This is a genomic window from Photobacterium sp. Ph5 (assembly GCF_022129445.1).
GTDB lineage: Bacteria > Pseudomonadota > Gammaproteobacteria > Enterobacterales > Vibrionaceae > Photobacterium.
This window is the reverse complement of sequence record NZ_JADQAQ010000024.1, coordinates 1-21,791: the sequence shown is the minus strand read 5'-3', so window position 1 is coordinate 21,791 and position 21,791 is coordinate 1. Positions and strand designations below refer to the sequence as shown.

16 protein-coding genes are annotated in these 21,791 nt (G+C 40.6%); 9 read left to right on the top strand and 7 right to left on the bottom strand.

From position 1 onward, the window contains the following. Positions 1–169: 169 nt before the first annotated feature. Positions 170–616, top strand: a complete 447-nt coding sequence (gene fur / locus I3259_RS10955; protein ID WP_238029655.1) for a ferric iron uptake transcriptional regulator — start codon at positions 170–172, stop codon at positions 614–616. A gap of 143 nt (positions 617–759) precedes the next feature. Continuing rightward, positions 760–1,800 (top strand): linear amide C-N hydrolase, encoded by a 1,041-nt coding sequence (locus tag I3259_RS10950; RefSeq protein WP_238029654.1) that lies wholly within the window; start codon positions 760–762, stop codon positions 1,798–1,800. Between the two features lie 100 nt (positions 1,801–1,900). Here the strand turns inward: I3259_RS10950 and glnS are convergent, their stop codons facing one another. From glnS to nagE, 3 genes are all read right to left on the bottom strand, one after another. Further along, positions 1,901–3,565, bottom strand: a complete 1,665-nt coding sequence (gene glnS / locus I3259_RS10945) for a glutamine--tRNA ligase (protein ID WP_238029653.1) — start codon at positions 3,563–3,565, stop codon at positions 1,901–1,903. Between the two features lie 284 nt (positions 3,566–3,849). Then, entirely contained in the window at positions 3,850–6,513 is a 2,664-nt protein-coding gene (locus tag I3259_RS10940) for a beta-N-acetylhexosaminidase (protein WP_238029652.1), read from the bottom strand. 171 nt (positions 6,514–6,684) lie between these two features. Then, positions 6,685–8,175 carry an N-acetylglucosamine-specific PTS transporter subunit IIBC gene (nagE, locus tag I3259_RS10935; protein ID WP_238029651.1) on the bottom strand — a complete coding sequence of 497 codons (1,491 nt, stop codon included), beginning with the start codon at positions 8,173–8,175 and terminating at the stop codon, positions 6,685–6,687. A 256-nt stretch (positions 8,176–8,431) separates the two neighbouring features. Here nagE and nagB point away from each other — a divergent pair, with 256 nt between their 5' ends. The 5 genes from nagB (at position 8,432) to asnB (ending at position 14,579) form a co-directional block, all read left to right on the top strand. Continuing rightward, positions 8,432–9,232: a glucosamine-6-phosphate deaminase gene (gene nagB, locus I3259_RS10930; protein WP_238029650.1), complete on the top strand. Its 801-nt coding sequence runs from the start codon at positions 8,432–8,434 to the stop codon at positions 9,230–9,232. A 55-nt stretch (positions 9,233–9,287) separates the two neighbouring features. Further along, positions 9,288–9,548 carry a hypothetical protein gene (locus I3259_RS10925; protein WP_238029649.1) on the top strand — a complete coding sequence of 87 codons (261 nt, stop codon included), beginning with the start codon at positions 9,288–9,290 and terminating at the stop codon, positions 9,546–9,548. 120 nt (positions 9,549–9,668) lie between these two features. Further along, positions 9,669–10,883, top strand: coding sequence for an ROK family protein (locus tag I3259_RS10920; protein WP_238029648.1), 1,215 nt, complete (start codon positions 9,669–9,671; stop codon positions 10,881–10,883). Between the two features lie 112 nt (positions 10,884–10,995). Further along, positions 10,996–12,588, top strand: coding sequence for a cation:proton antiporter family protein (locus I3259_RS10915; protein ID WP_238029647.1), 1,593 nt, complete (start codon positions 10,996–10,998; stop codon positions 12,586–12,588). Positions 12,589–12,908: 320 nt separating this feature from the next. Then, the gene (asnB, locus tag I3259_RS10910; protein WP_238029646.1) at positions 12,909–14,579 is read left to right on the top strand and encodes an asparagine synthase B; all 1,671 of its coding nucleotides are present in this window, start codon (positions 12,909–12,911) and stop codon (positions 14,577–14,579) included. 79 nt (positions 14,580–14,658) lie between these two features. Here asnB and I3259_RS10905 read toward each other — a convergent pair whose 3' ends face one another. The 4 genes from I3259_RS10905 to htpG form a co-directional block, all read right to left on the bottom strand. Beyond that, entirely contained in the window at positions 14,659–15,963 is a 1,305-nt protein-coding gene (locus tag I3259_RS10905; protein WP_238029645.1) for an inosine/guanosine kinase, read from the bottom strand. Positions 15,964–16,110: 147 nt separating this feature from the next. Beyond that, positions 16,111–17,088 (bottom strand): ferrochelatase, encoded by a 978-nt coding sequence (gene hemH, locus I3259_RS10900; protein WP_238029644.1) that lies wholly within the window; start codon positions 17,086–17,088, stop codon positions 16,111–16,113. Between the two features lie 226 nt (positions 17,089–17,314). Further along, on the bottom strand, positions 17,315–17,959 hold the full coding sequence (adk, locus tag I3259_RS10895; RefSeq protein WP_238029643.1) for an adenylate kinase: 645 nt from the start codon (positions 17,957–17,959) through the stop codon (positions 17,315–17,317). A gap of 140 nt (positions 17,960–18,099) precedes the next feature. Then, positions 18,100–20,001: a molecular chaperone HtpG gene (htpG, locus tag I3259_RS10890; protein ID WP_238029642.1), complete on the bottom strand. Its 1,902-nt coding sequence runs from the start codon at positions 19,999–20,001 to the stop codon at positions 18,100–18,102. Positions 20,002–20,195: 194 nt separating this feature from the next. Between htpG and I3259_RS10885 the strand changes: the two genes are divergently transcribed. Both I3259_RS10885 and I3259_RS10880 read left to right on the top strand, forming a co-directional pair. After that, entirely contained in the window at positions 20,196–21,065 is an 870-nt protein-coding gene (locus I3259_RS10885; RefSeq protein ID WP_238029641.1) for a transcriptional regulator, read from the top strand. Continuing rightward, positions 21,056–21,601, top strand: a complete 546-nt coding sequence (locus tag I3259_RS10880; protein WP_238029640.1) for a regulatory protein ToxS — start codon at positions 21,056–21,058, stop codon at positions 21,599–21,601. Before I3259_RS10885 ends, I3259_RS10880 begins: the two co-directional genes overlap by 10 nt. The last annotated feature ends 190 nt before the right edge of the window (positions 21,602–21,791 follow it).

Below are 21,791 nucleotides of genomic sequence, written 5' to 3'. Positions count from 1 at the left end.
ATGAGTTTATGTTTACATAATTTTTACATATATTCAAACACTAGAAATTATACATATCTCCTAGTTTCCACTACTTTTAAGGTTTATTGTTATCGTTGCGTCACTTATAATGGATAGAAATTAGAAAGACTACTGCAACATTTTTGCGGATAGCCAATAGGAAATTTTGATGTCAGATAATAATCATGCGCTAAAACAAGCAGGCTTAAAAGTTACTCTTCCACGCCTTAAAATTTTGGAAGTACTGCAAGAACCTGATTGCCAACATATCAGTGCTGAAGACTTGTACAAAAAACTTATCGATATTGGCGAAGAAATTGGTCTAGCAACCGTTTATCGCGTACTAAACCAATTTGATGATGCAGGTATTGTTACTCGTCACCATTTTGAAGGTGGTAAGTCTGTCTTTGAATTAGCAACACAACATCACCATGATCATCTTGTTTGTCTAGATTGTGGTAAAGTTATCGAGTTTTCTGATGATTTCATTGAGCAACGCCAAAAAGAAATTGCTACTCGTTTCAATGTTCGCTTAACAAACCATAGCCTTTATTTGTATGGTCATTGCATTGAAGGCGATTGTTGTGCCGATGACTCTTTACATAATCCTAAATAATTCCATTTATTAAGCCAGTGATATTTCACTGGCTTTTTATTGATACCTAGTTCACCTTTCAAACATTGTTACAAATAACCACATTACAAAGAATGGTTTTTCACTATATATCTATACCAATTATTTCTATATGGATATTGTAGATGAAAGTAAAACCTTTAGTATTCGCGTTAGTTACCACTCTATCGTGTTCTAGCATGATATCTTCCGCCAATGCTTGTACCCGAATTCTTTGGCAAACTGAAGATCATGGTGTCTTTGTTTCTCGTACTATGGATTGGTCTGAGTCCACAAACCCTTATTTAGCAAACTTTCCTACTGGTACCGAATATTCAACCCACCTTAGTGATAAAAATATTGTCACTTCAAAGTATGCTGTTACCGGTATCACAGCTTATGGCATTGTTATAGATGGTATAAATGCTGAAGGTCTATCTGGCAATATTTTATATGACGGCGAGATGGATCTCGGCAAAGCGAATAATAAACAAACCAATGGGGCCATTACTTACCTTCGTCATATGCTGTCACAATACAAAACAGTGAATGACGTTGTAAAAGCTGCTACCGCGTTAGCACCTAACGAAGAGTTTATTGAAGGTATACCTATCCGCATTGCACTTCATTTATCCTTCCAAGATCCAACAGGTGATAGTGCTATTATTGAATGGCGTGATGGTAAACCTCTCATTTGGCATGGTAAACAATATACCGTCATGACAAATCAACCAGGCTATGCACAACACCTTGCGAATATTAAACGCTCAGCGCGTGGTTGGGGGGAACAAGCCCAACAATGGAGTCAAACAAATTTAGGCACAGGCGGTAACACTAACCCTGAAGATCGTTTTATTCATGCCACCTACTTCTCAGAGCATTTAAAAGAACCTACAAGTATCATCAATGGCATTTTAAAACTTGAGTCAACGATGTTCCGTATTCCTCATGATGCCCCCAACCGTCCAATTAACGGTAAAATGGCAGGTTACGCAACGGAATATTCGGTAAATAGACATCTACAATCAGGCGAGACTTTTGTACGCTATCAATGGGGAGATGTATTTAGTCAATTTAAATACAACACCCAAGAGATTCAAAAATCAGGAAAAATGATTTTCTTCAAATTAAGCGATGCTGATCTTGCAGGAGATATTACAAAGCAAGTGATTAACTCAGGGCAATAATAGCGATGTGAGATCGTAGATTCAGTACGGGACAATTATAAAAAATAAGCCGCATCACACGAGTGATGCGGCTTTTTATTAGCAAAAACTAGAGACTAAATTAGTCGCCAATTTTAGCCCATGTGTCACGTAAACCTACTGTACGGTTAAAGACTAAATGCTCAGGGCTTGAATCTTTATTATCTGCACAGAAGTAACCCATACGCTCAAACTGGAATGCTTTTTCAGCTTCAGCTGCAACCAACGATGGCTCTACGAAACCGTTCACTACCGTTAGTGATTCAGGGTTGATCACTGATACGAAATCATCTGCAGCACCAGGGTTTGGCACTGTGAATAAGCGATCATATAGACGAATTTCAGCTGGAATACCGGCTTCTGCTGATACCCAGTGAATAACACCTTTTACTTTACGGCCATCTGCTGGATTCTTACCTAATGTGTCTTTATCGTAAGAACAGAAGATTGTTGTGATATTACCTTCTGTATCTTTCTCGATACGATCAGCTTGAATAACGTATGCACCACGTAGACGCACTTCTTTACCTAACACTAAACGCTTGTATTTCTTATTCGCTTCTTCGCGGAAATCTTCACGCTCAATGTACAGCTCACGGCTAAATGGCACTTCACGCGAACCCATTTCTGGTTTATTCGGGTGATTAGCCACTGTTAGCATTTCTGTTTCGCCATCAAAGTTTTCAATCACAACTTTAACTGGATCAAGAACAGCCATTGCACGTGGAGCATTTTCATTTAGATCATCACGAATACAAGATTCTAGTGAGCTGATCTCGATGGTGTTGTCTTGCTTAGTCACACCAATACGCTTACAGAATTCACGCATAGATGCTGGTGTAAAGCCACGACGACGTAGGCCAGAAATGGTTGGCATACGTGGATCATCCCAGCCATCAACCAATTTCTCAGTCACAAGTTGATTTAGCTTACGCTTAGACATCACAGTGTATTCAAGGTTTAGGCGGCTAAACTCGTACTGGTGCGGTGTACAATCGATAGTAATGTTTTCAAGAACCCAATCGTACAAACGACGGTTATCCATGAACTCAAGCGTACAGATAGAGTGCGTAATGCCCTCTAACGCATCAGAAATACAGTGCGTAAAGTCGTACATTGGGTAAATGCACCACTTGTCACCGGTTTGGTGGTGAGTAGCAAAACGTACACGGTAGATCACAGGATCACGCATAACCATAAATGGTGATGCCATGTCGATCTTGGCACGAAGACACATTTTGCCTTCTTCAACTTCGCCGTTCTTCATTTTATCGAATTGCGCTAAGTTTTCTTCAACGCTACGATCACGGTATGGGCTATGCTTACCCGGCTCAGTTAATGTGCCGCGGTACTCACGCATCTGCTCTGGACTTAGCTCATCAACATACGCTAAGCCTTTATTAATCAATTCAATTGCGAACCCGTATAGCTTATCGAAGTAGTTTGATGAATAACAAATCTCACCGCTCCACTCAAAGCCCAACCAGTTAACATCGTTCTTAATAGACTCAACGTATTCGATGTCTTCTTTCTCAGGGTTTGTATCATCAAAACGAAGATTACATTGGCCCTGATAGTCCTGAGCAATACCGAAGTTCAAACAAATAGATTTCGCATGACCGATGTGCAGGTAACCATTCGGCTCTGGCGGGAATCGGGTATGTACGCTTGTATGTTTGCCACTTGCTAAATCCGCATCAATGATTTGGCGAATAAAGTTAGTTGGACGAGCTTCAGATTCACTCATCAATTACACCTCGTGTGCTTACAGGATTGAGAACTGTATATGATCCATAAATATGGCTCATGACTCAACAAATAGTATGCATTGTTTGTCGATATGGATAAAAAAGCCCCGTAATAACGGAGTTTGTATACAGACACTATACATTAATGCCCTAATTCGGCGCATTAAAAACATGACCATTAATATGATAGCCATGATTTTTACTTAACTTAATGAAAAAAGCCGATGAAGGTTCCCCTCCATCGGCTGATATTTTAACAGTTAAAGCGTGTTTACATCGTAACTTATAGTGATGTTACACGGCTGAAACGTTTACCATCTGCACTTACTGCTCGGATTTCAACGTTACCCGTCACACTTGGTTGTGCTTTCGCATTGTAAGTGTTCCACGTTTTACCTTCATCCGTTGAGTATTGTAGCGCTAGGCCAGGCATACTTACGTTCATTGTAAGCTTACCATTTTCAATTTTCGCACCTGGTACTGGTACACGGTACTGAATTCCTGCAGCATCTAGCTTAGCCAGTTCACGTTGACCAAGAACGTTAGCAAAACGCTCCCACTCGTTGTGAAGGGCTTTCTTATTCACAAGATTTGAATCTTGTGAGTATTCAATACCTGCTTGGTACTCATTCTCCCACTCACCTTTGTGCCATGCACGCTCAGCGGCTGCTAGTACGCGAGGGAATACCATGTACTCGTATTGATCATCATTACCTACAGTTTCACTCCAAAGCTGTGCAGATAGGCCGTGGAAGCCTTTTGATTCAACCGTACCTTTACTTGCAAAACCATTACCATCACGATCGAGTGATGTTTCTGCGTTCTGAGGTAAGTTCTCTGGCGCAAAACCAAACATCTTACGGGTGTCAGTTGCACGTGTTGCCCAGTAGTAACCACGCTCTGATGGATCTACTTCGTATGGCATATCCATGTATACGTAATCTGGGTTTGATACTACTACATCGTAGCCTTTGTTAGCCCACTCGTATGCAGATGCACCACCACCCCAGTATAGAACGTCCCAGAAGTTCACACGTACGTTATCTGTTTCAAATGCTTTCGCATCTTTCGAGTACTTCAAGCCATCTTGCCATGCTTGGAAGTTCTCAATACCTTTGCCATTCACCACAGCACTTACACGCTCAGCAAAGTAGCTTGGTAGGCGATCGTAATCACTTACCACACCTTCTGCGATCAATTTCTGACACATTGGTGACTTTTGGTATGGCTTATCTTGCTTAGATTGATCAATAGAACCCGTCCAAGCTGTTGGCTCTGCAGCGTTAATATCTTGGAAGCCCGCATTTAACTTAATATTCTTCGCTTCATCACCACCGAAGTGCCATGTATTTAGCGGCATACCCGCATCTTTATGCATTGCTTGAATTTCAGTAATGACTTTATCAACAAACTTTGCAGACGAATCCATACATGGGTTAATGAAACTACGCTTATCGTAGAACTGTACTGTCGTTACGTTTGACGTATCTTGTGGATCCATCAAGCGATATTCATTCGCTTCATCCATCTTGCCTTCAGCCGCTAGACGCTTGTAACGTGCTTCCATTGCTACTACCGCTGCACGTGCGTGAGCTGGCATATCAATTTCAGGGATCACTTCAATACCGCGTGCTTTCGCATATTTTAGAATATCTAAGTAATCTTGCTTGCTGTAGAAACCTGAACCATCGTTCTCAGATGTTGGGCCTGAGCCTAGTTGAGGAAGAAGACAGCTTGTTTCTGATAAATCATGACAACGCTTACCACCGATTTCTGTCAATTCTGGAAGACCCGGAATTTCGATACGCCAACCTTCATCATCTGATAGGTGGAAGTGAAATTTGTTCATCTTGTACGCTGCCATTTGTTCTAGCGTACGTAGGATCGCTTCTTTAGAGTGGAAGTTACGACCCACATCAACCATTACACCACGATAATCAAAACGTGGTGCGTCCAATACATTTAATGTTGGAATGCTGTTCTCTGCACCAGTAGACATCAGTGAGATCAGAGACTGCATACCGTAGAACGCACCTTGGTTATCAAAACCAGTAACGGTTGCGCCCTTCTTAGTTACGTCTAGCTTATAGGCACCAACAATTTGCTGATCCTTCTTAAACGAACCTGGTAAAATTGTTACTTTTACTGGGTACTCACCCTGCGCGTTCACACCAAGCTGTGCTAAACGAGCATCTACTGCAGCCATCATATCTGCAGGTAGTGTTAGGTTGTCGATCTTAATACCGTTAGCTAGAGAAACAGTATCGCCAGTTAATTTAGTACTTAGCGGTGTAGGTAAAATAGTGCCAGCTACTTCTTCAGAAGCCACTAAGTTTACATCGCTGTTTTTCTCAAAACGTGTTTCTGGTGTCGCTAATACGTTGTTATCCGCTTTAACACGCTTAAATTGATCGCCTTTTAATGGCGTTAAGTAATCAGCAGGGTTAGCTGTATCTGTGCTAACGATTGTTTTTGGTTCTGCATTACCTGCTGTTACGTATGCACGAGGCATGTAATCGTTTTCAAATAAGGTCCAATATTCACCGATGTAAGGGATAACAACCTTTTCACCTTCAGCAAAACCATCGAACTTATCTGTTGGTTCCAGTGTATGTAGATCACCTGTTACGTGAGTAACTTTGAATTGATCATTCTGCACTTCTAGGATTTGACGAATACTGCTAAAGTAAATTTTCCAGTCTTTATTCGTCACCGCTGGTCCTTTATTTTCCAGCGTTAAATTAATCAAATCACACGATGCCCATTCCGCACCCAGTGTTTTACATTGTAAGCCTTCTTCAGCACCATGCTGAATAGCAACTTCGTAATTAAGATCTAGGTTTGACGCTAGATTATTAACTACAGTTTGATCATTGTTTCCCTGAGTTGCACAACCAGTCACCGCTAGTGCAATAAAAGATGCTAACGCCGTAAGTTTAATAGTCATGATATATTCCTTTTCTCCCGATATCTCTTCTAAAAAAGTGAAGAGAAAATCAATACGAGCCCAAACGTTGGGTACTCAAAATGCCGGCCCTATCATTTCTATTAAAAAATAATAAGGCCGGTTTTATTAAAGGTCTTGCGGTATTACTTAATTACTGAAGAATTCAGGTAATTATGGAAGTTTTACAGAAGATAGATCTTCTGACGCTGGGATTTTCTTCATTTCGCCAGCAACGATTTCAGCTAGAGGGCCAAGGATAACCTGAAGGTTATTTGAACCTAGCTTAACTACACCCATTGCACCTAGTGCTTTCAACGTTTTCTCGTTAGCAAGACTGCTGTCTTTTAACGTTAGACGTAGACGTGTAATACAAGCATCGATGTTCTCTAGGTTACCGTGACCACCCAGTGCTTTTAAGTACTGCTTAGCTAGTTCGCCAGTTTCTGCAGAACCTGCAACTGATGAAGTCTCTTCGTCGTCATCTTCACGGCCTGGCGTTTTAAGATTGAACTTAACAATCGCGAAACGGAAGATGAAGTAGTAGATGAAGAAGAATGCAATACCTTGAACAATCAGCATGTACCACTGAACAGCTAGTGGGTTGCGTGATGACAAGAACATATCAACTAGACCTGCAGAGAAACCAAAGCCTGCAATCCACTGCATTGATGCTGCGATGTATACAGATAGACCCGCTAGTGCTGCGTGAATTACGTACAGTACTGGTGCAAGGAACATGAATGCAAATTCTAGCGGCTCAGTAACACCTGTGAAGAATGATGCAAAACCAGCAGCGATAAGTAGTGATGCTACACGCTCTTTGTTCTTCGCTTTCGCAGTGTGGTACATCGCAAGTGCTGCACCTGGTAGACCAAACATCATAATTGGGAAGAAACCAGCTTGGTACATACCAGTGATACCTGGAGTTGCTGTACCTTCAGCGATAGATTTCGCACCACCTAAGAAGTTAGGAATATCGTTAATACCTGCAACATCAAACCAGAATACTGAGTTTAGTGCGTGGTGTAGACCCACAGGAATTAATAGACGGTTGAAGAATGCGTAGATACCCGCACCTACAGAACCCATACCTTGGATGCTTTCACCAAAGTGTACAAGACCGCCGTAAATTGATGGCCAAACAAACATCAAGATACCAGCAATAACGATACCAGCAACAGATGTTAGAATTGGTACTAAACGCTTACCACTAAAGAACGCTAGTGCTTTATGTAGTTCTACGCTTGAGAAACGGTTGTACAACTCAGCTGACACGATACCTACTAGGATACCTACGAATTGGTTATTGATTTTACCAAATGCAGCTGGAACTGCGCTTGGGTCAATACCTTGAATTTGCGCTACTGCACCCGGTGCAAGAAGCGTTGTTACCACAAGGAAACCAACAAAACCGGATAGTGCTGCTGCACCATCTTTATCTTTAGACATACCGTATGCAACACCAACAGCAAACAGTACAGACATGTTATCAATAATTGCAGCGCCTGCCTTGATCAAGAAAGCAGCTAATGCAGAGTTTGCACCCCAGCCGTTCGGATCAATCCAGTAACCGATACCCATTAAGATTGCCGCTGCAGGAAGTACTGCAACTGGCACCATTAATGCCTTACCTACTTTTTGAAAATATCCAAGAATATTCACCCTTAGTTCCCCCTATGGTTTTCTTAGATGCGATTGAATAGCTGATTTAAGCTATCCGTATTTAGTTATCCGCAGTTTAAGAAATTAATTTCGCCCCGCAAATTAAAAGCTCACCATTTGTGATCTCAATCACCGACGGAGGTTAGAAGTGAGTGATTTTGCTAGCTCGATCATAAAACTTATTTTATCATTCGAAACAAAGGCGCTATGTCGCTAAGATTTTTCCTGTTTTAACTTTCTTCAACGAGGTATCAACGTGAGACTAATCCCGCTTAATAACGCTAAAGATGTTGGTTTATGGTCAGCTCGCTACATCGCAGATCGTATCAATAAATTCGAACCATCAGCTGAGCGTCCATTTGTATTGGGTCTACCAACAGGTGGTACACCACTTGCAACTTACAAACGTCTTATCGAGCTATACCAAGCTGGCGAAGTAAGCTTTAAGCATGTTGTTACTTTCAACATGGATGAGTACGTAGGCATGGCTTCTGATCACCCAGAATCATACCGTAACTTCATGTACAACAACTTCTTTAACCACGTTGACATTCAAGAAGACAACATCAACCTTCTTGACGGCAATGCAGAAGATCACGCAGCAGAATGTCAGCGTTACGAAGATAAGATCAAATCTTACGGTAAAATCAACCTGTTCATGGGTGGCGTAGGCAACGATGGTCACATTGCATTTAACGAGCCAGCATCATCTCTTGCTTCTCGTACGCGTATCAAAACACTAACGCACGAAACGCGTATTGCTAACTCTCGTTTCTTCGATGGCGATATCAATCAAGTACCTAAGTACTCGCTAACTATCGGTGTTGGTACACTACTTGATTCTGAAGAAGTAATGATCCTGATCACTGGCCACAACAAAGCACAGGCGCTACAAGCCGCTGTTGAAGGCAGTGTGAATCACCTATGGACGGTATCTGCACTTCAGCTACATCCTAAATCAATGATTGTTTGTGATGAGCCAGCAACGCAAGAGCTTAAAGTGAAGACAGTTAAGTACTTCCAAGAGCTAGAAGCTGAGAACATCAATCACCTTTAATCGCGCATTAAAGTGGTAATATTACGCCGTCATTATTGACGGCGTTTTTATTTCAATGCAAAGCAAATTAACTGCAATACTTCATGTCCCATTCCATCTTGTCCCTCTTGCCTATTTAATTACTGATAATTTCCATAGCCACGATATCAATCGCTACCATACGAGCAACTACTTAGTTTTAGTGACCAATGCCACAGCTCAAGCAGGCGTAAACCTCGATAACTTTCTTTTTGCAACCACACAGGTATATTACTTGAAGGCATTTATGTATATAAAACTACATATTAAGCCAAGCAACACGAATAACGATGAATAGATACAGTGTTGAAACAAGGGAACGTATTGAATGAAGTTAGCAATAGGTCATAACAAACCTTATCGATTAACAATAGTATTCAAGCGTTATTATTAACAGTGAAAATGAGCAGAACTAATTATGACAGGCGGACAAATTGGTAATGTTGATCTCGTAAAACAGCTTAATAGCGCAGCTGTTTATCGCTTGATTGACTTACAGGGCCCTATTTCACGTATTCAGGTTGCTGATGTTAGTCAGCTAGCACCTGCTAGTGTTACAAAAATCACCCGCCAACTACTTGAGCGTGGGCTAATCAAAGAAGTCGCGCAACAAGCATCAACCGGTGGACGACGAGCAATATCGCTAACAACAGAATCAGCAGCATTTCATTCGATTGCAGTACGTATTGGTCGAAATTATATTGAAATAACCCTTTATGATTTAAGTGGTACCCATATCACAGGTACTGCTCACCCATTTTCTTATACCGATCAACAAGCTTTAATTGATGGCTTACTCGAGCATATCCAAAACTTCATCAGTAATAACCAAAATGTAATGAAAGAGCTGGTTGCATTTGGTATTGCACTTCCCGGTTTAGTGAACCCTGAACATGGTATTGTGGAATATATGCCACATATTGATGTTAATAACTTTCCATTAGCCGACATTATTAAAAAACAATTCGGTGTTATTTGTTTTGTTGGTAATGATATTCGAGGTTTAGCATTAGCTGAACATTACTTTGGTGCCAGCCGTGATTGTAAAGATTCAATTTTAGTCAGTGTTCACCACGGCACTGGTGCTGGCATTATTGTTAATGGTCAAGTATTCCTAGGCTTTAACCGTAACGTGGGCGAGATCGGCCATATTCAGATCGATCCTTTAGGCGATAAATGCCAGTGTGGTAATTTTGGTTGCCTAGAAACAGTAGCAGCCGATCCCGCTATAGTTAAACATGTTCAACAGTTACTCGACCAAGGTTATCCTAGCTCATTACAAGAGCTTGAAGATTTAACAATGCTTGCTATTTGTGATGCGGCTAATAGTGGTGATGAATTAGCAACCCAAGCATTGATAAAAGTTGGAAATCAATTGGGTAAAGCACTTGCGATGACGATTAATTTGTTCAACCCTCAAAAAATCATTCTTGCGGGTAACATTACACACGCTCAAGACATTGTCTTTCCAGCAATTCGTCGCTGCATTGAAACGCAATCACTATCAAGGTTTCATCATGATTTACCGATTGTTGCATCTGAACTTTATAACCAACCAACCATTGGTGCGTTTTCTATGATTAAACGCGCAATGCTAAATGGTGTGTTGTTACAGCGTTTACTCGAAGACTGATTTCAATAAAACGATTATAACAATAGATAAGGGGCGTATTTATTCAATACGCCCCTTATCTCACTATTCTATTTCTATCCAATAATTATCTTGCAAGGATGTTGTACAAGATATGGAATTTATCTACATACTTACTGCTTTCATCATCGGCTTTATAGCCTTACGCTGTAAACTCCCTCCTTTGGTTGGTTTCCTTGTCGCAGGCTTTAGCCTTAACAGTTTTGGTTTTACCTCTACACCTGCATTAGAAACTTTGGCTAATTTAGGTGTCACATTGCTGCTTTTTACCATCGGTTTAAAGCTGGATGTAAAATCCTTACTTAAAAAAGAAGTGTGGGGTGGCGCTACCTTACATAACCTGTTATCAACCGCCTTATTTACCCTATGTTTATTGGTATTGAAACAGCTTGGCTTAACTATGTTTGGCGATATGGACTTAAGCCAATTAATCCTCATCGGATTTGCACTATCTTTTTCAAGTACAGTATTTGCTATTAAGCTATTACAAGAAAAAGGCGAATTAAATGCAAAATACGGTACCGTATCTATCGGTATACTGGTTATGCAAGATATATTCGCCGTTATATTTTTGACTATCTCAAGTGGAAAAATGCCGGAAGTGTACGCACTTGGTCTCTTTGCACTACCGCTATTACGCCCGATCCTATACAAAATATTAGACAAAGCAGGTCATGGTGAAGTTCTTGTTCTCTATGCCATTACTCTCGCTTTAGTGCTTGGGGCTGGGTTATTTAAATGGGTTGGCATGAAGCCCGATTTAGGCGCCCTATTAATCGGTATGTTAATGGCTGGACATGCCAAGTCTTCTGAAATGGCAAAATCACTCTTTAACTTTAAAGAACTGCTGCTTGTTTGCTTCTTCTTAAATATTGGCTTATCAGAAACCCCTACCCTCAATGGGCTGCTGATGGCATTTGTATTACTACTCTTACTACCGCTTAAAGGTCTGTTGTACTACGGTGTATTCCATTTATGTCGTTATCGCGTCCGTACCTCTATGCTTGCGACGTTAACGTTATTTAATTACAGCGAGTTTGGTTTAATTGTCGGTGGTGTAGCTTATAAGCTAGGACTATTGCCAGGTACTTTCTTAGTCGCGATTGCTATCGCCGTTTCTTTTTCATTTTTGCTCGCAGCCCCCCTTAATAGTATGAGCCATAAACTTTATACGGAAGCATCAAAATGGCTAAAAGAATTTGAACCCGAAAAGTTAAATGCCGACGATAAACTGATCGATCTCGGACAATCAAAAGTGTTAATTCTTGGTATGGGTCGAATAGGTACAGGCGCATATGATGAATTACAAGCGCGTTACGGCAAGCAAATCATTGGTGTAGAAACTCGAGAAGAATCTGCCGAGCAGCAACGCAAAGAAGGACGCAATGTAATTCAAGGCGATGCGACTGATCCTGATTTTTGGGCGCGAGTGATCAGCAAAGAACGCATCACGCTTATTTTATTAGCAATGCCGCATAGTCAGGCGAATGTTTATGCCTTAGAGCAGATTAAAGCTCGTCACTTCCAAGGTAAAATAGCGGCAATAGCTCAGTACAATGATGATGAAGAGTTACTGTATGAACAAGGTATCGATGCTGTATTCAACATCTTCAGTGAGGCTGGCAGTGGTTTTGCTCGTAATGTGTGTGATTACTTAAAGCCTGACATAACAGCAATCAAATCATAATCCTATAGGAACGCCTCCTTATTTCGCAGCAAAAAATAAACAGTGGTAACAACTACTGTTTATTTTTTTTAAATAAAAAGCCAAAGACATTAGATTTAATTCAGTTAACGATACTTAAACTGAATATTATTCACCTAAGACGTTTTATTTTAATGGATTGAAGATTTTTTATTGCAATTTACTTCAGAATACGCAATTTTAACAATCAAAGAGAAACACACAGAAATAAAAAGATTTGTTTTCATTATAAAAACCTTTTGGTTACATCAGTGTTTCTAAGATTTATGGATATAAAAAGATAACGTTGGAGTGGTATTACTATGTGTTCTGTATTTGGGATCCTAGACATTAAGAGCGACGCAGCAGCATTGCGTCCTATCGCATTAGAAATGTCGAAAAAGCTTCGTCACCGCGGCCCAGACTGGTCAGGTATTTATGCATCAGAACATGCCATTCTTGCGCATGAACGTCTTGCTATCGTTGGTCTAAACAGTGGTGCTCAGCCCATTTATAGCCCAGATAAAAAATTAATCCTTGCTGTTAACGGTGAAATCTACAATCACAAAGAAATCCGTGCTCGCTATGAAGGCAAATACGATTTCCAAACAGATTCAGACTGTGAAGTTATTCTTGCGCTATACCAAGATATGGGCGAAGAGTTACTTGAAGAGCTTAACGGCATTTTCGCCTTTGTTCTTTATGACGAAGAAAAAGATACTTACCTTGTAGGTCGTGATCACATTGGTATTATTCCGTTGTACCAAGGCTTTGATGAAAACGGTAACTACTATGTTGCATCAGAAATGAAAGCGCTGGTGCCTGTGTGTAAAACAGTAAGCGAATTCCCTCCTGGTTGTTACTACGGTAGTACTGACGCAGAGCCTCAGCGTTATTACACCCGTGATTGGAATGAGTACGCAGCCGTACAAGGTAACTCAACCAGCAAAGAAGAATTAACTGAAGCACTAGAAGCGGCTATTAAGCGTCAGTTAATGACAGATGTACCTTATGGTGTACTACTATCAGGTGGTTTAGATTCATCAATTACATCAGCAGTGGCAAAACGCTTTGCTGCAATGCGTATTGAAGATAATGATCAATCTGAAGCATGGTGGCCACAACTTCACTCTTTTGCCGTGGGTCTTGAAGGCGCGCCTGATTTAAAAGCTGCGCGTGAAGTTGCAGATAAGATTGGTACCGTTCACCATGAAATGACTTACACCATTCAAGAAGGCCTTGATGCGATCCGTGATGTTATTTATCACATTGAAACTTACGATGTTACAACCATTCGTGCCTCTACCCCAATGTTCTTAATGGGACGTAAAATCAAAGCGATGGGTATCAAAATGGTACTTTCTGGTGAAGGTGCAGATGAGATCTTTGGTGGTTACTTATACTTCCACAAGGCGCCAAACGCTAAAGAGTTCCACGAAGAAACTGTACGTAAACTACTTGCGCTTAACATGTTTGACTGTGCACGTGCAAACAAATCACTAGCGGCATGGGGTGTTGAAGGTCGAGTACCATTCCTAGATAAAGAATTCATCGATGTGGCAATGCGTCTGAACCCTGAAGATAAAATGTGTGGTAACGGTAAGATGGAAAAACACATCTTACGCGAGTGTTTTGAACACTACCTACCAGAATCTATTGCATGGCGTCAAAAAGAGCAGTTCTCTGATGGTGTAGGTTACAGCTGGATTGATACGCTCAAAGAAGTTGCGGAAGAGAAAGTAACGGATCAACAACTTGAAACGGCGGCTTACCGCTTCCCTTACAACACACCAACAACCAAAGAAGCTTACGCATACCGTGAGATCTTTGAAGAGTTGTTCCCGCTAGAAAGTGCAGCGAAATGTGTTCCGGGTGGTCCATCTATCGCTTGTTCAAGCGCAAAAGCGATTGAATGGGATGAAAGCTTTAAAAATGCTGCTGATCCATCAGGTCGTGCTATTGCTGCAGTACATAACGAAGCTTATAAAAAATAAACTTGCTCTAAACTGCATGTAATAAAAAACCGCCAAGCATGAAAATGCGTTGGCGGTTTTTTTTATATCTATATGAAACTTAACGTTCCCAGTATGCTTCTTCCAAGCTATCTTCACGCTCTGGCAGACCACGAGATAAACGAGGAGAGTACTGTGCCAATACTTCGTAGCTTACACGGTTTGAATATAAACAAACCTGTGAGAACGATGAGTAAGTTAAAAACGTGTATTGGTGTTTACTCGAATTTGGTACGTTTTCTTTATGGTAACGGTTTGCAGACATATCATGCAATAAAGCAGATAGAGCACCATCACCAGCACCGTTAGTATTCTTAATACGCTCAGGACCACCCATGTATGGTGCAATATGTGAATATGCTTTAATTGGGTTATCACAAGCTGCTTTAAGCATTGGTCGGCTAAATTCATAGCGGTTAAATTCAGCAATATCACCAGGAAGTAACGGTAAGCTTGTTTCACGCTTAGCATTATCTTCGGTGTAACCTGCAGTATATAAACCGACAGGACCGGCTGTACATAGAACAAGGTCAACCCATTCTAATGCTTTATCAGCAGCCACAAGCGGATCAGATTCACCGGTTAACGCTTCACCTTCATCTTCGTTCATAGCAACTACCGTTACATGATCACGAAGGAAGTCACGCCACCATTGTGGATCGTCTTGAATAACAAATTTAGTACCTAATGTTAATACCACTGGCACATCGTATTTTTTCGCATATTCAATGGCACGCATTGTTGCTGCTGGCATAGGATCACCAGGCTTACAACGCACTAAATAAGCGGTTAGCACAAGCGCAGAAGCATTTTCAAACACACATTCAGGAATACTATCTGGTTCAAGTTGGTTCATCTTACCTTCGTTGATAGCAAACGTACGTTCACCATCTTTTGAAATAAGAGCAAAACAACGACCAATAGGACCATCTACAGGCTGAAGGTAGTTCATGTCCATACGGCTGGATGTATTACAAAGGTAACGGTACGCGTAACTACCGATCTCAATGTCTTTACTCATCACACCAAGAAGAACAGATTTGTCATCCGCCAACACAGAGTAGTTGTGTAGCGTGTTACCAATCGTGCCACCAGCAAACTCATGAGTAACAAGGTTGTTCTCTTTTAACTCTTGATATAGCGCTTCTGCTTTTTCATCAGTAATAACCAAAGAATGGCCTTTACTTAACTCATAGCGTTCCAGGAATTCATCATCCACATAAGCTTCAATATCTACCAATGTCTGGTCAATACCAACAACATGAGTACGTGCTAGACGCTTCTCTTGTTTTGTTTGACTTAAAAGTGGATCGCGAGCATGTACCGGAAAGTAATGCTTAGATTTTCGTTGGCCTGGAAATTTCATGTCTATGCGCTATCAAGTTGTAAATTTTGCGAATTCTATCACAGAATATAGAACATAAAAGCAAAAGCTCTCATTGGTTTTGAGATATATCAACACAAATGAGAGCGTAAACGTTACCGTCAATGTGATTTACAGAAAAGAAACTGACTACTCCCAACCTTGAACGTGTTGTTTCACCAAGTTTTCCATCATTGCGATGTGGGCTTGGCTATCATTGAGGCAAGGGATCAAATTAAATTCTACCCCACCCGCTTCAATAAAGACGTCTTTACACTGTTCGGCAATTTCTTCTAGGGTTTCTAAACAGTCAACAGAGAATGCAGGACACATCACATCAAGACGTTTTACCCCTTTCTCAGCCAATAATTTTATCGTGCCTTCAGTATACGGTTTTAACCATTCTTCACGTCCGAAAATCGACTGATAGCTCATACTCATTTTTTCACGCGGCATCTCAAGCATCTTCGCTAATAGCTCCGTTGTACCATTACAATGATCTGGATACGGATCGCCATTATCAGCATAACGTTTAGGAATACCGTGATATGAACATAAAAAGTAATCAGGCTCGCCTTTTTCTGCCCACACCGTTTTTGCCGACTCGGCTAACGCTGAAATATAATCAGGGTGATCATAATAATGATTAATAAAGCGCAACTCTGGGATATACGATATTGACTTTAAATCTTTCGCAATACGATCAAATACAGCAGCCGTTGTAGTGCCTGAATACTGCGGATATAACGGTAAAACTAAAACCTTATCACAACCTTGCTGCTTTAGACGCTCCAAACCAGCCTGAGTACTCGGGTTACCATAAGTCATACCCAGTTCAACTGGGACTTGAAGTATCTCTGTTAATGCTTTTTGTTGGCGTTTTGAATACACCATCAATGGGGAGCCATCTTCCATCCAAACAGATTGATATAATTTAGCAACTTTCGGTGAGCGAATCGGCAAAATTACGCCGTGTAAAATTGGGCACCATAACCAACGGGTCATATCAACGACACGATGATCATGTAAAAATTGAGATAGAAATTGTTTTACTCCAGCAGCCGTTGGCGCATCAGGAGTGCCTAAGTTAACTAACAATACACCGTATTTTTTATTGTCTTTATTCATCGGTTTTCGCTCTTATCTGTCCTATATCAAGCTTTCTGATCAAGAAAATAATAATCATGCAACTGGACCTAAACGAAAGCCCACTGCTTTTAGATCACTTTGATCAGAAAAAGACGTATCCCGCCTTTATTAACCACTATTTAAACCATAAAAAAACGGACTATACCAATAGGTAAGCCCGTTTTTTTTCATTGCTACAAGCTATCTAAAACAGCCTATATCAATATTAAGCTAATGCTTTTTCTAGCTCAGCGCTCACTTCAGCAACAGGAAGTGTACCGTCAAACTTAAGGTATTTCGTGTTACCCGCTGCTGCTTCTTTACCGTAGTATTCGATAAGAGGAGCAGTTTGTGTGTGGTAAACATTTAGACGTGCACGAACTGTTTCTTCTTTGTCGTCTTCACGGATAACAAGATCTTCACCTGTTACGTCATCTTTACCTTCAACCTTTGGTGGGTTGTAAACTGCATGGTAAGTACGACCAGAAGGAAGGTGAGCACGACGACCCGCCATACGCTCAACGATCACATCGTCAGCCACATCAAACTCGATAACGTAATCAACATTAACGCCATTTTCTTTTAGGCCATCAGCTTGAGGAATTGTGCGTGGGAAACCATCTAGTAAGAAGCCTTTTGCACAGTCTTCTTCAGCAATACGCTCTTTTACAAGACCAAGAATGATATCGTCAGATACCAACTGACCTGCATCGATCACTGATTTCGCTTGTTTGCCTAGCTCAGTACCTGCTTTGATTGCAGCACGTAGCATGTCACCAGTTGAAATTTGAGGAATACCAAACTTTTCCATAATGAATTGAGCTTGAGTACCTTTACCTGCACCTGGAGCGCCCAGAAGAATGATGCGCATTGTGAACCCCTTTAATAGAGTGGAATTTTGCAAAAAAGTGAAAATACACTGATTAAGCGAGACTCGCAAGCCCAGTACAATTACTGAGCTTGGATTACATACTTTATCAGAATAGTATTTGATATAAGTAAGTTATTTGGTTATTTAATCAGCAACTTGTTAATAGCAGCAAGGAACTGAGAAGGATCTTCCATCGTACCGCGTTCTGCTAACATCGCCTCACCCAGCAAGAATTCAACCCAACGACCAAACACTTCTTCATCCGCTTCATCAGCCATTTTCTTAACCAATGCATGCTCTGGGTTTAATTCAAAAATGTATTGAACCTCTGGCGCATCATGGCCTGCTGCTGCTAGCAGTTTCGCCATTTGGGTACCCATTTCGTTTTCATCTGTCACAACAACGGCTGGCGTGTCATGAAGTTTAAACGTTGCACGTACATCTTTTACACGTGTGCCTAGGTAACCTTTTGTACGCTCAGTCACTGAAGCAAATTCTTTTTCTGTCTCTTTTTGCTTCTCTTTCACTTCTTCATCATCAAAGCTTGAAAGATCAAGATCAGATTTGGTAATAGCTTGGAACTGCTTACCTTCAAATTCAGGCAAGTGGCCCATTAGATATTCATCAATACGATCGTACATCAAAATCACTTCCAACCCTTTCGCACGGAATTGCTCTAGGTGTGGGCTATGTTTCGCTGCATTGAAATTATCTGCGGTTAGATAATAGATCTTATCTTGGTTTTCTTTCATGCGGCTCACGTAATCGGCAAGCGATACTGTTTGCTCTTGTGAGTCATTTTCTGTAGAGCTAAAACGCAGCAAGTTAGCAATTTTGTCGCGATTCGCAAAATCTTCAGCTAAACCTTCTTTTAATACCTGACCAAACGCTTTCCAGAACGTCTGATACTTCTCAGCATCATTTTTCGCCATACGCTCAAGCATTTGCAACACACGCTTGGTACACGCTTTACGTAGCGCTTGAGTTACCTTGTTATCTTGTAAAATTTCGCGTGATACATTCAGTGGCAGATCGTTTGAATCAATTAAGCCGCGCACGAAGCGAAGATATGTCGGCATGAACTGCTGTGCATCATCCATAATAAATACACGTTGTACATACAGCTTTAAGCCATGCTGACCATCACGATTATTCAGATCCCAAGGCGCAGTCGACGGGATATAAAGCAGACTAGTGTAATCTTGCTTACCTTCAACGCGGTTATGTGACCATACCAATGGCTCTGCGTAATCATGCGCAACGTGATTGTAGAATTCTTTATATTCTTCCTCACTGATGTCGGACTTATTACGTGTCCACAATGCTTGGGCTTTATTGATCTGATCCCACTTCGTTCCTGTTACTTTACCTTCTTCGTCTTTTTCTTCGGTTTGAATAAGAACAGGAATACCAATATGGTCTGAATACTTACCCACGATCTCACGTAAGCGATACTCATTTAGGAACTCTTTATCATCTTCACGTAAGTGCAAGATAATATCAGTACCACGATTCGCTTTAGTGATGGTTTCAATGCTGTAATCACCTTCACCAGCAGACTGCCAACTTACCGCATCATCAGCAGCAACATCAGCTGCACGTGTATTAACCGTTACCGAATCTGCCACGATGAATGCTGAGTAGAAACCGACACCAAACTGACCAATCAATTGTGAGTCTTTACTTTCATCTTCTTTTAGCTGAGAGAAAAATTCTTTCGTGCCGGACTTAGCAATAGTGCCTAAATGCTCAATCGCCTGCTCACGGGTCATACCAATACCATTATCACTAATAGTTAATGTACCCGCCTGTTCATTGATTGATAACTTAACGCATAGGTCAGAATCGTTACCGTACAGATCAGGTTGCGATAACGCTTTGAAACGTAACTTATCTGCAGCATCAGATGCATTTGAGATCAATTCACGTAAGAAAATCTCTTTATTCGAGTAAAGTGAATGGATCATTAGGTGAAGTAATTGTTTTACTTCTGATTGAAAACCACGAGTTTCCTTATTATTATCAACGACTTGCTCGCTCATCTCTACTCCATTGAAAATTGTTAGGTGTTATTTTTAAGATAAATATGGTCAAACGGTATAATTTCAACCTAAAATAGCACGTTTTTTATTTTTTATATTTTTTCAGATTACGTTTTATATTTTTAGATTAAGAAACCATTCAGCAAACTTATAGAACAATGAATAATTAGAAGACCATTGCTAAGGTTACATAAATGCCTACACACGCAAAAAAGTTTTTAATCGGACAACGATTCATTTTTGATCCAAACGATAACAGTTTGATTGATAAACTAGAAAATAATGAGTTAATTCGTTTGGGCAGTAATGAGAGCCGTGCCTTGAATCTTCTAATCGAAGACCCAAGCCTTATTATTACTCGCCAACGTATTCACGATTATGTCTGGCGTGAACAAGGCTTTGAAGTCGATGACTCAAGTTTAACGCAAGCGATTTCAACATTACGTAAAGCATTAAAAGACTCAACTAAGTCACCCGCATTTGTAAAAACCGTGCCTAAACGCGGTTATCAAATCATTGCTACTGTTGAAACTTATGTCGGTGAGGAAGAGGCTGATAGTAATGTCACACCTCTTGAAAACCTACCACATCAAGAGCATACCCCTCCTCTTGAGTCACCAAGTGTTGATGCTCCAGATAGCGAGATCGTAGAAGAAAAATTAGTATTTGAATCCTCTATACCATCATCAACAGAAACCAAAACAAAAGTAACATGGCTTGGTTGGATTGCATTGGTGATCGCCTTGATATTACCAGTAGCGGTGAATTTAAGTATGCCACCAAAGTCAGCAGCTTTTCGTCCTCTTCTCCAAGTAGAAGGTATAAAAGTTTACACGCCTATAAGTAATCCAGTGATGAAAGATTGGAACAATATGATCAGCAGTTGTGTAAGTAATTATTTGAAAAATCATCAAGATGAAGGTAAACCAACCGAAGTCATTGTCACTGGTGGGCAGAATAATCAACTGTATTTAAATTACTTACATGGTAGTAGCGTGCCAATGGAAAACATTACATTGCGTTTATTAACTAGCCATGAGGATAATGCGAAATTATGTCAGTAAATTCTCCGGCTACCTTCCCTCACATTATTCGTAAGTATTGGCCTTTTGTGATCCTTGCTATCTCTATCACTATTTGTAGTTGGGTTTATTTTTCAACTGATTACAAGCAAGAGCAACTGCTAATGTCTCGAGAATGGCAAAGTACGACATTTAGCCGTATTGAACCAACACAACTCGATAATTTAGGCACACTACGTAAAGTAAAACAAAGCAGTAATATGGTGTATTTACCCAATCATACATACTCACGTATTACGATGTTAGAGCTATACAGCAATACACCTAAACCCGTAACGATTCATATTTCTGAATCAGGGCATTGGGATGTCAGTGGTGGCTACTTACTGACTGAACCTACCGAATTTAAAGACGTCACATCAGGAACAAATGTTGATTTTGATGACCAACAACTCAATGTTGTAAAAGATATTTTCAGGATGAATGCACAAGAAAGCCGCCGGATTGATGTGATTAATAAAAATTCACTGTTATTAACCAGTTTGACCTACGGTTCCAATATTCTTTACTCGCTGTAAAAATACAAACTTTAAATAACACATATCGAGTAGGGTGAGGCGTTGCCCCCTCATCCCTCTCACAGAACCGTACGTACGGGTCTCGTATACGGCTCATGCACATTTCCATTCAGTATATTCACTGAACACATACCATGTTGCAACGTGCCCAAGATCAACTAAACCTTGCTCTAAAAACCATTGTTTAGTC

Excerpts from the sequence above, each read along its gene's own strand:
- asnB (WP_238029646.1), top strand. The coding sequence starts at position 12,909 with ATGTGTTCTGTATTTGGGATCCTAGACATTAAGAGCGACGCAGCAGCA.
- I3259_RS10920 (WP_238029648.1), top strand. The coding sequence starts at position 9,669 with ATGACAGGCGGACAAATTGGTAATGTTGATCTCGTAAAACAGCTTAAT.
- htpG (WP_238029642.1), bottom strand. The coding sequence starts at position 20,001 with ATGAGCGAGCAAGTCGTTGATAATAATAAGGAAACTCGTGGTTTTCAA.
- glnS (WP_238029653.1), bottom strand. The coding sequence starts at position 3,565 with ATGAGTGAATCTGAAGCTCGTCCAACTAACTTTATTCGCCAAATCATT.
- I3259_RS10905 (WP_238029645.1), bottom strand. The coding sequence starts at position 15,963 with ATGAAATTTCCAGGCCAACGAAAATCTAAGCATTACTTTCCGGTACAT.
- I3259_RS10915 (WP_238029647.1), top strand. The coding sequence starts at position 10,996 with ATGGAATTTATCTACATACTTACTGCTTTCATCATCGGCTTTATAGCC.
- I3259_RS10950 (WP_238029654.1), top strand. The coding sequence starts at position 760 with ATGAAAGTAAAACCTTTAGTATTCGCGTTAGTTACCACTCTATCGTGT.
- adk (WP_238029643.1), bottom strand. The coding sequence starts at position 17,959 with ATGCGCATCATTCTTCTGGGCGCTCCAGGTGCAGGTAAAGGTACTCAA.
- I3259_RS10880 (WP_238029640.1), top strand. The coding sequence starts at position 21,056 with ATGTCAGTAAATTCTCCGGCTACCTTCCCTCACATTATTCGTAAGTAT.
- I3259_RS10925 (WP_238029649.1), top strand. The coding sequence starts at position 9,288 with ATGCAAAGCAAATTAACTGCAATACTTCATGTCCCATTCCATCTTGTC.
- hemH (WP_238029644.1), bottom strand. The coding sequence starts at position 17,088 with ATGAATAAAGACAATAAAAAATACGGTGTATTGTTAGTTAACTTAGGC.
- I3259_RS10885 (WP_238029641.1), top strand. The coding sequence starts at position 20,196 with ATGCCTACACACGCAAAAAAGTTTTTAATCGGACAACGATTCATTTTT.
- I3259_RS10940 (WP_238029652.1), bottom strand. The coding sequence starts at position 6,513 with ATGACTATTAAACTTACGGCGTTAGCATCTTTTATTGCACTAGCGGTG.
- fur (WP_238029655.1), top strand. The coding sequence starts at position 170 with ATGTCAGATAATAATCATGCGCTAAAACAAGCAGGCTTAAAAGTTACT.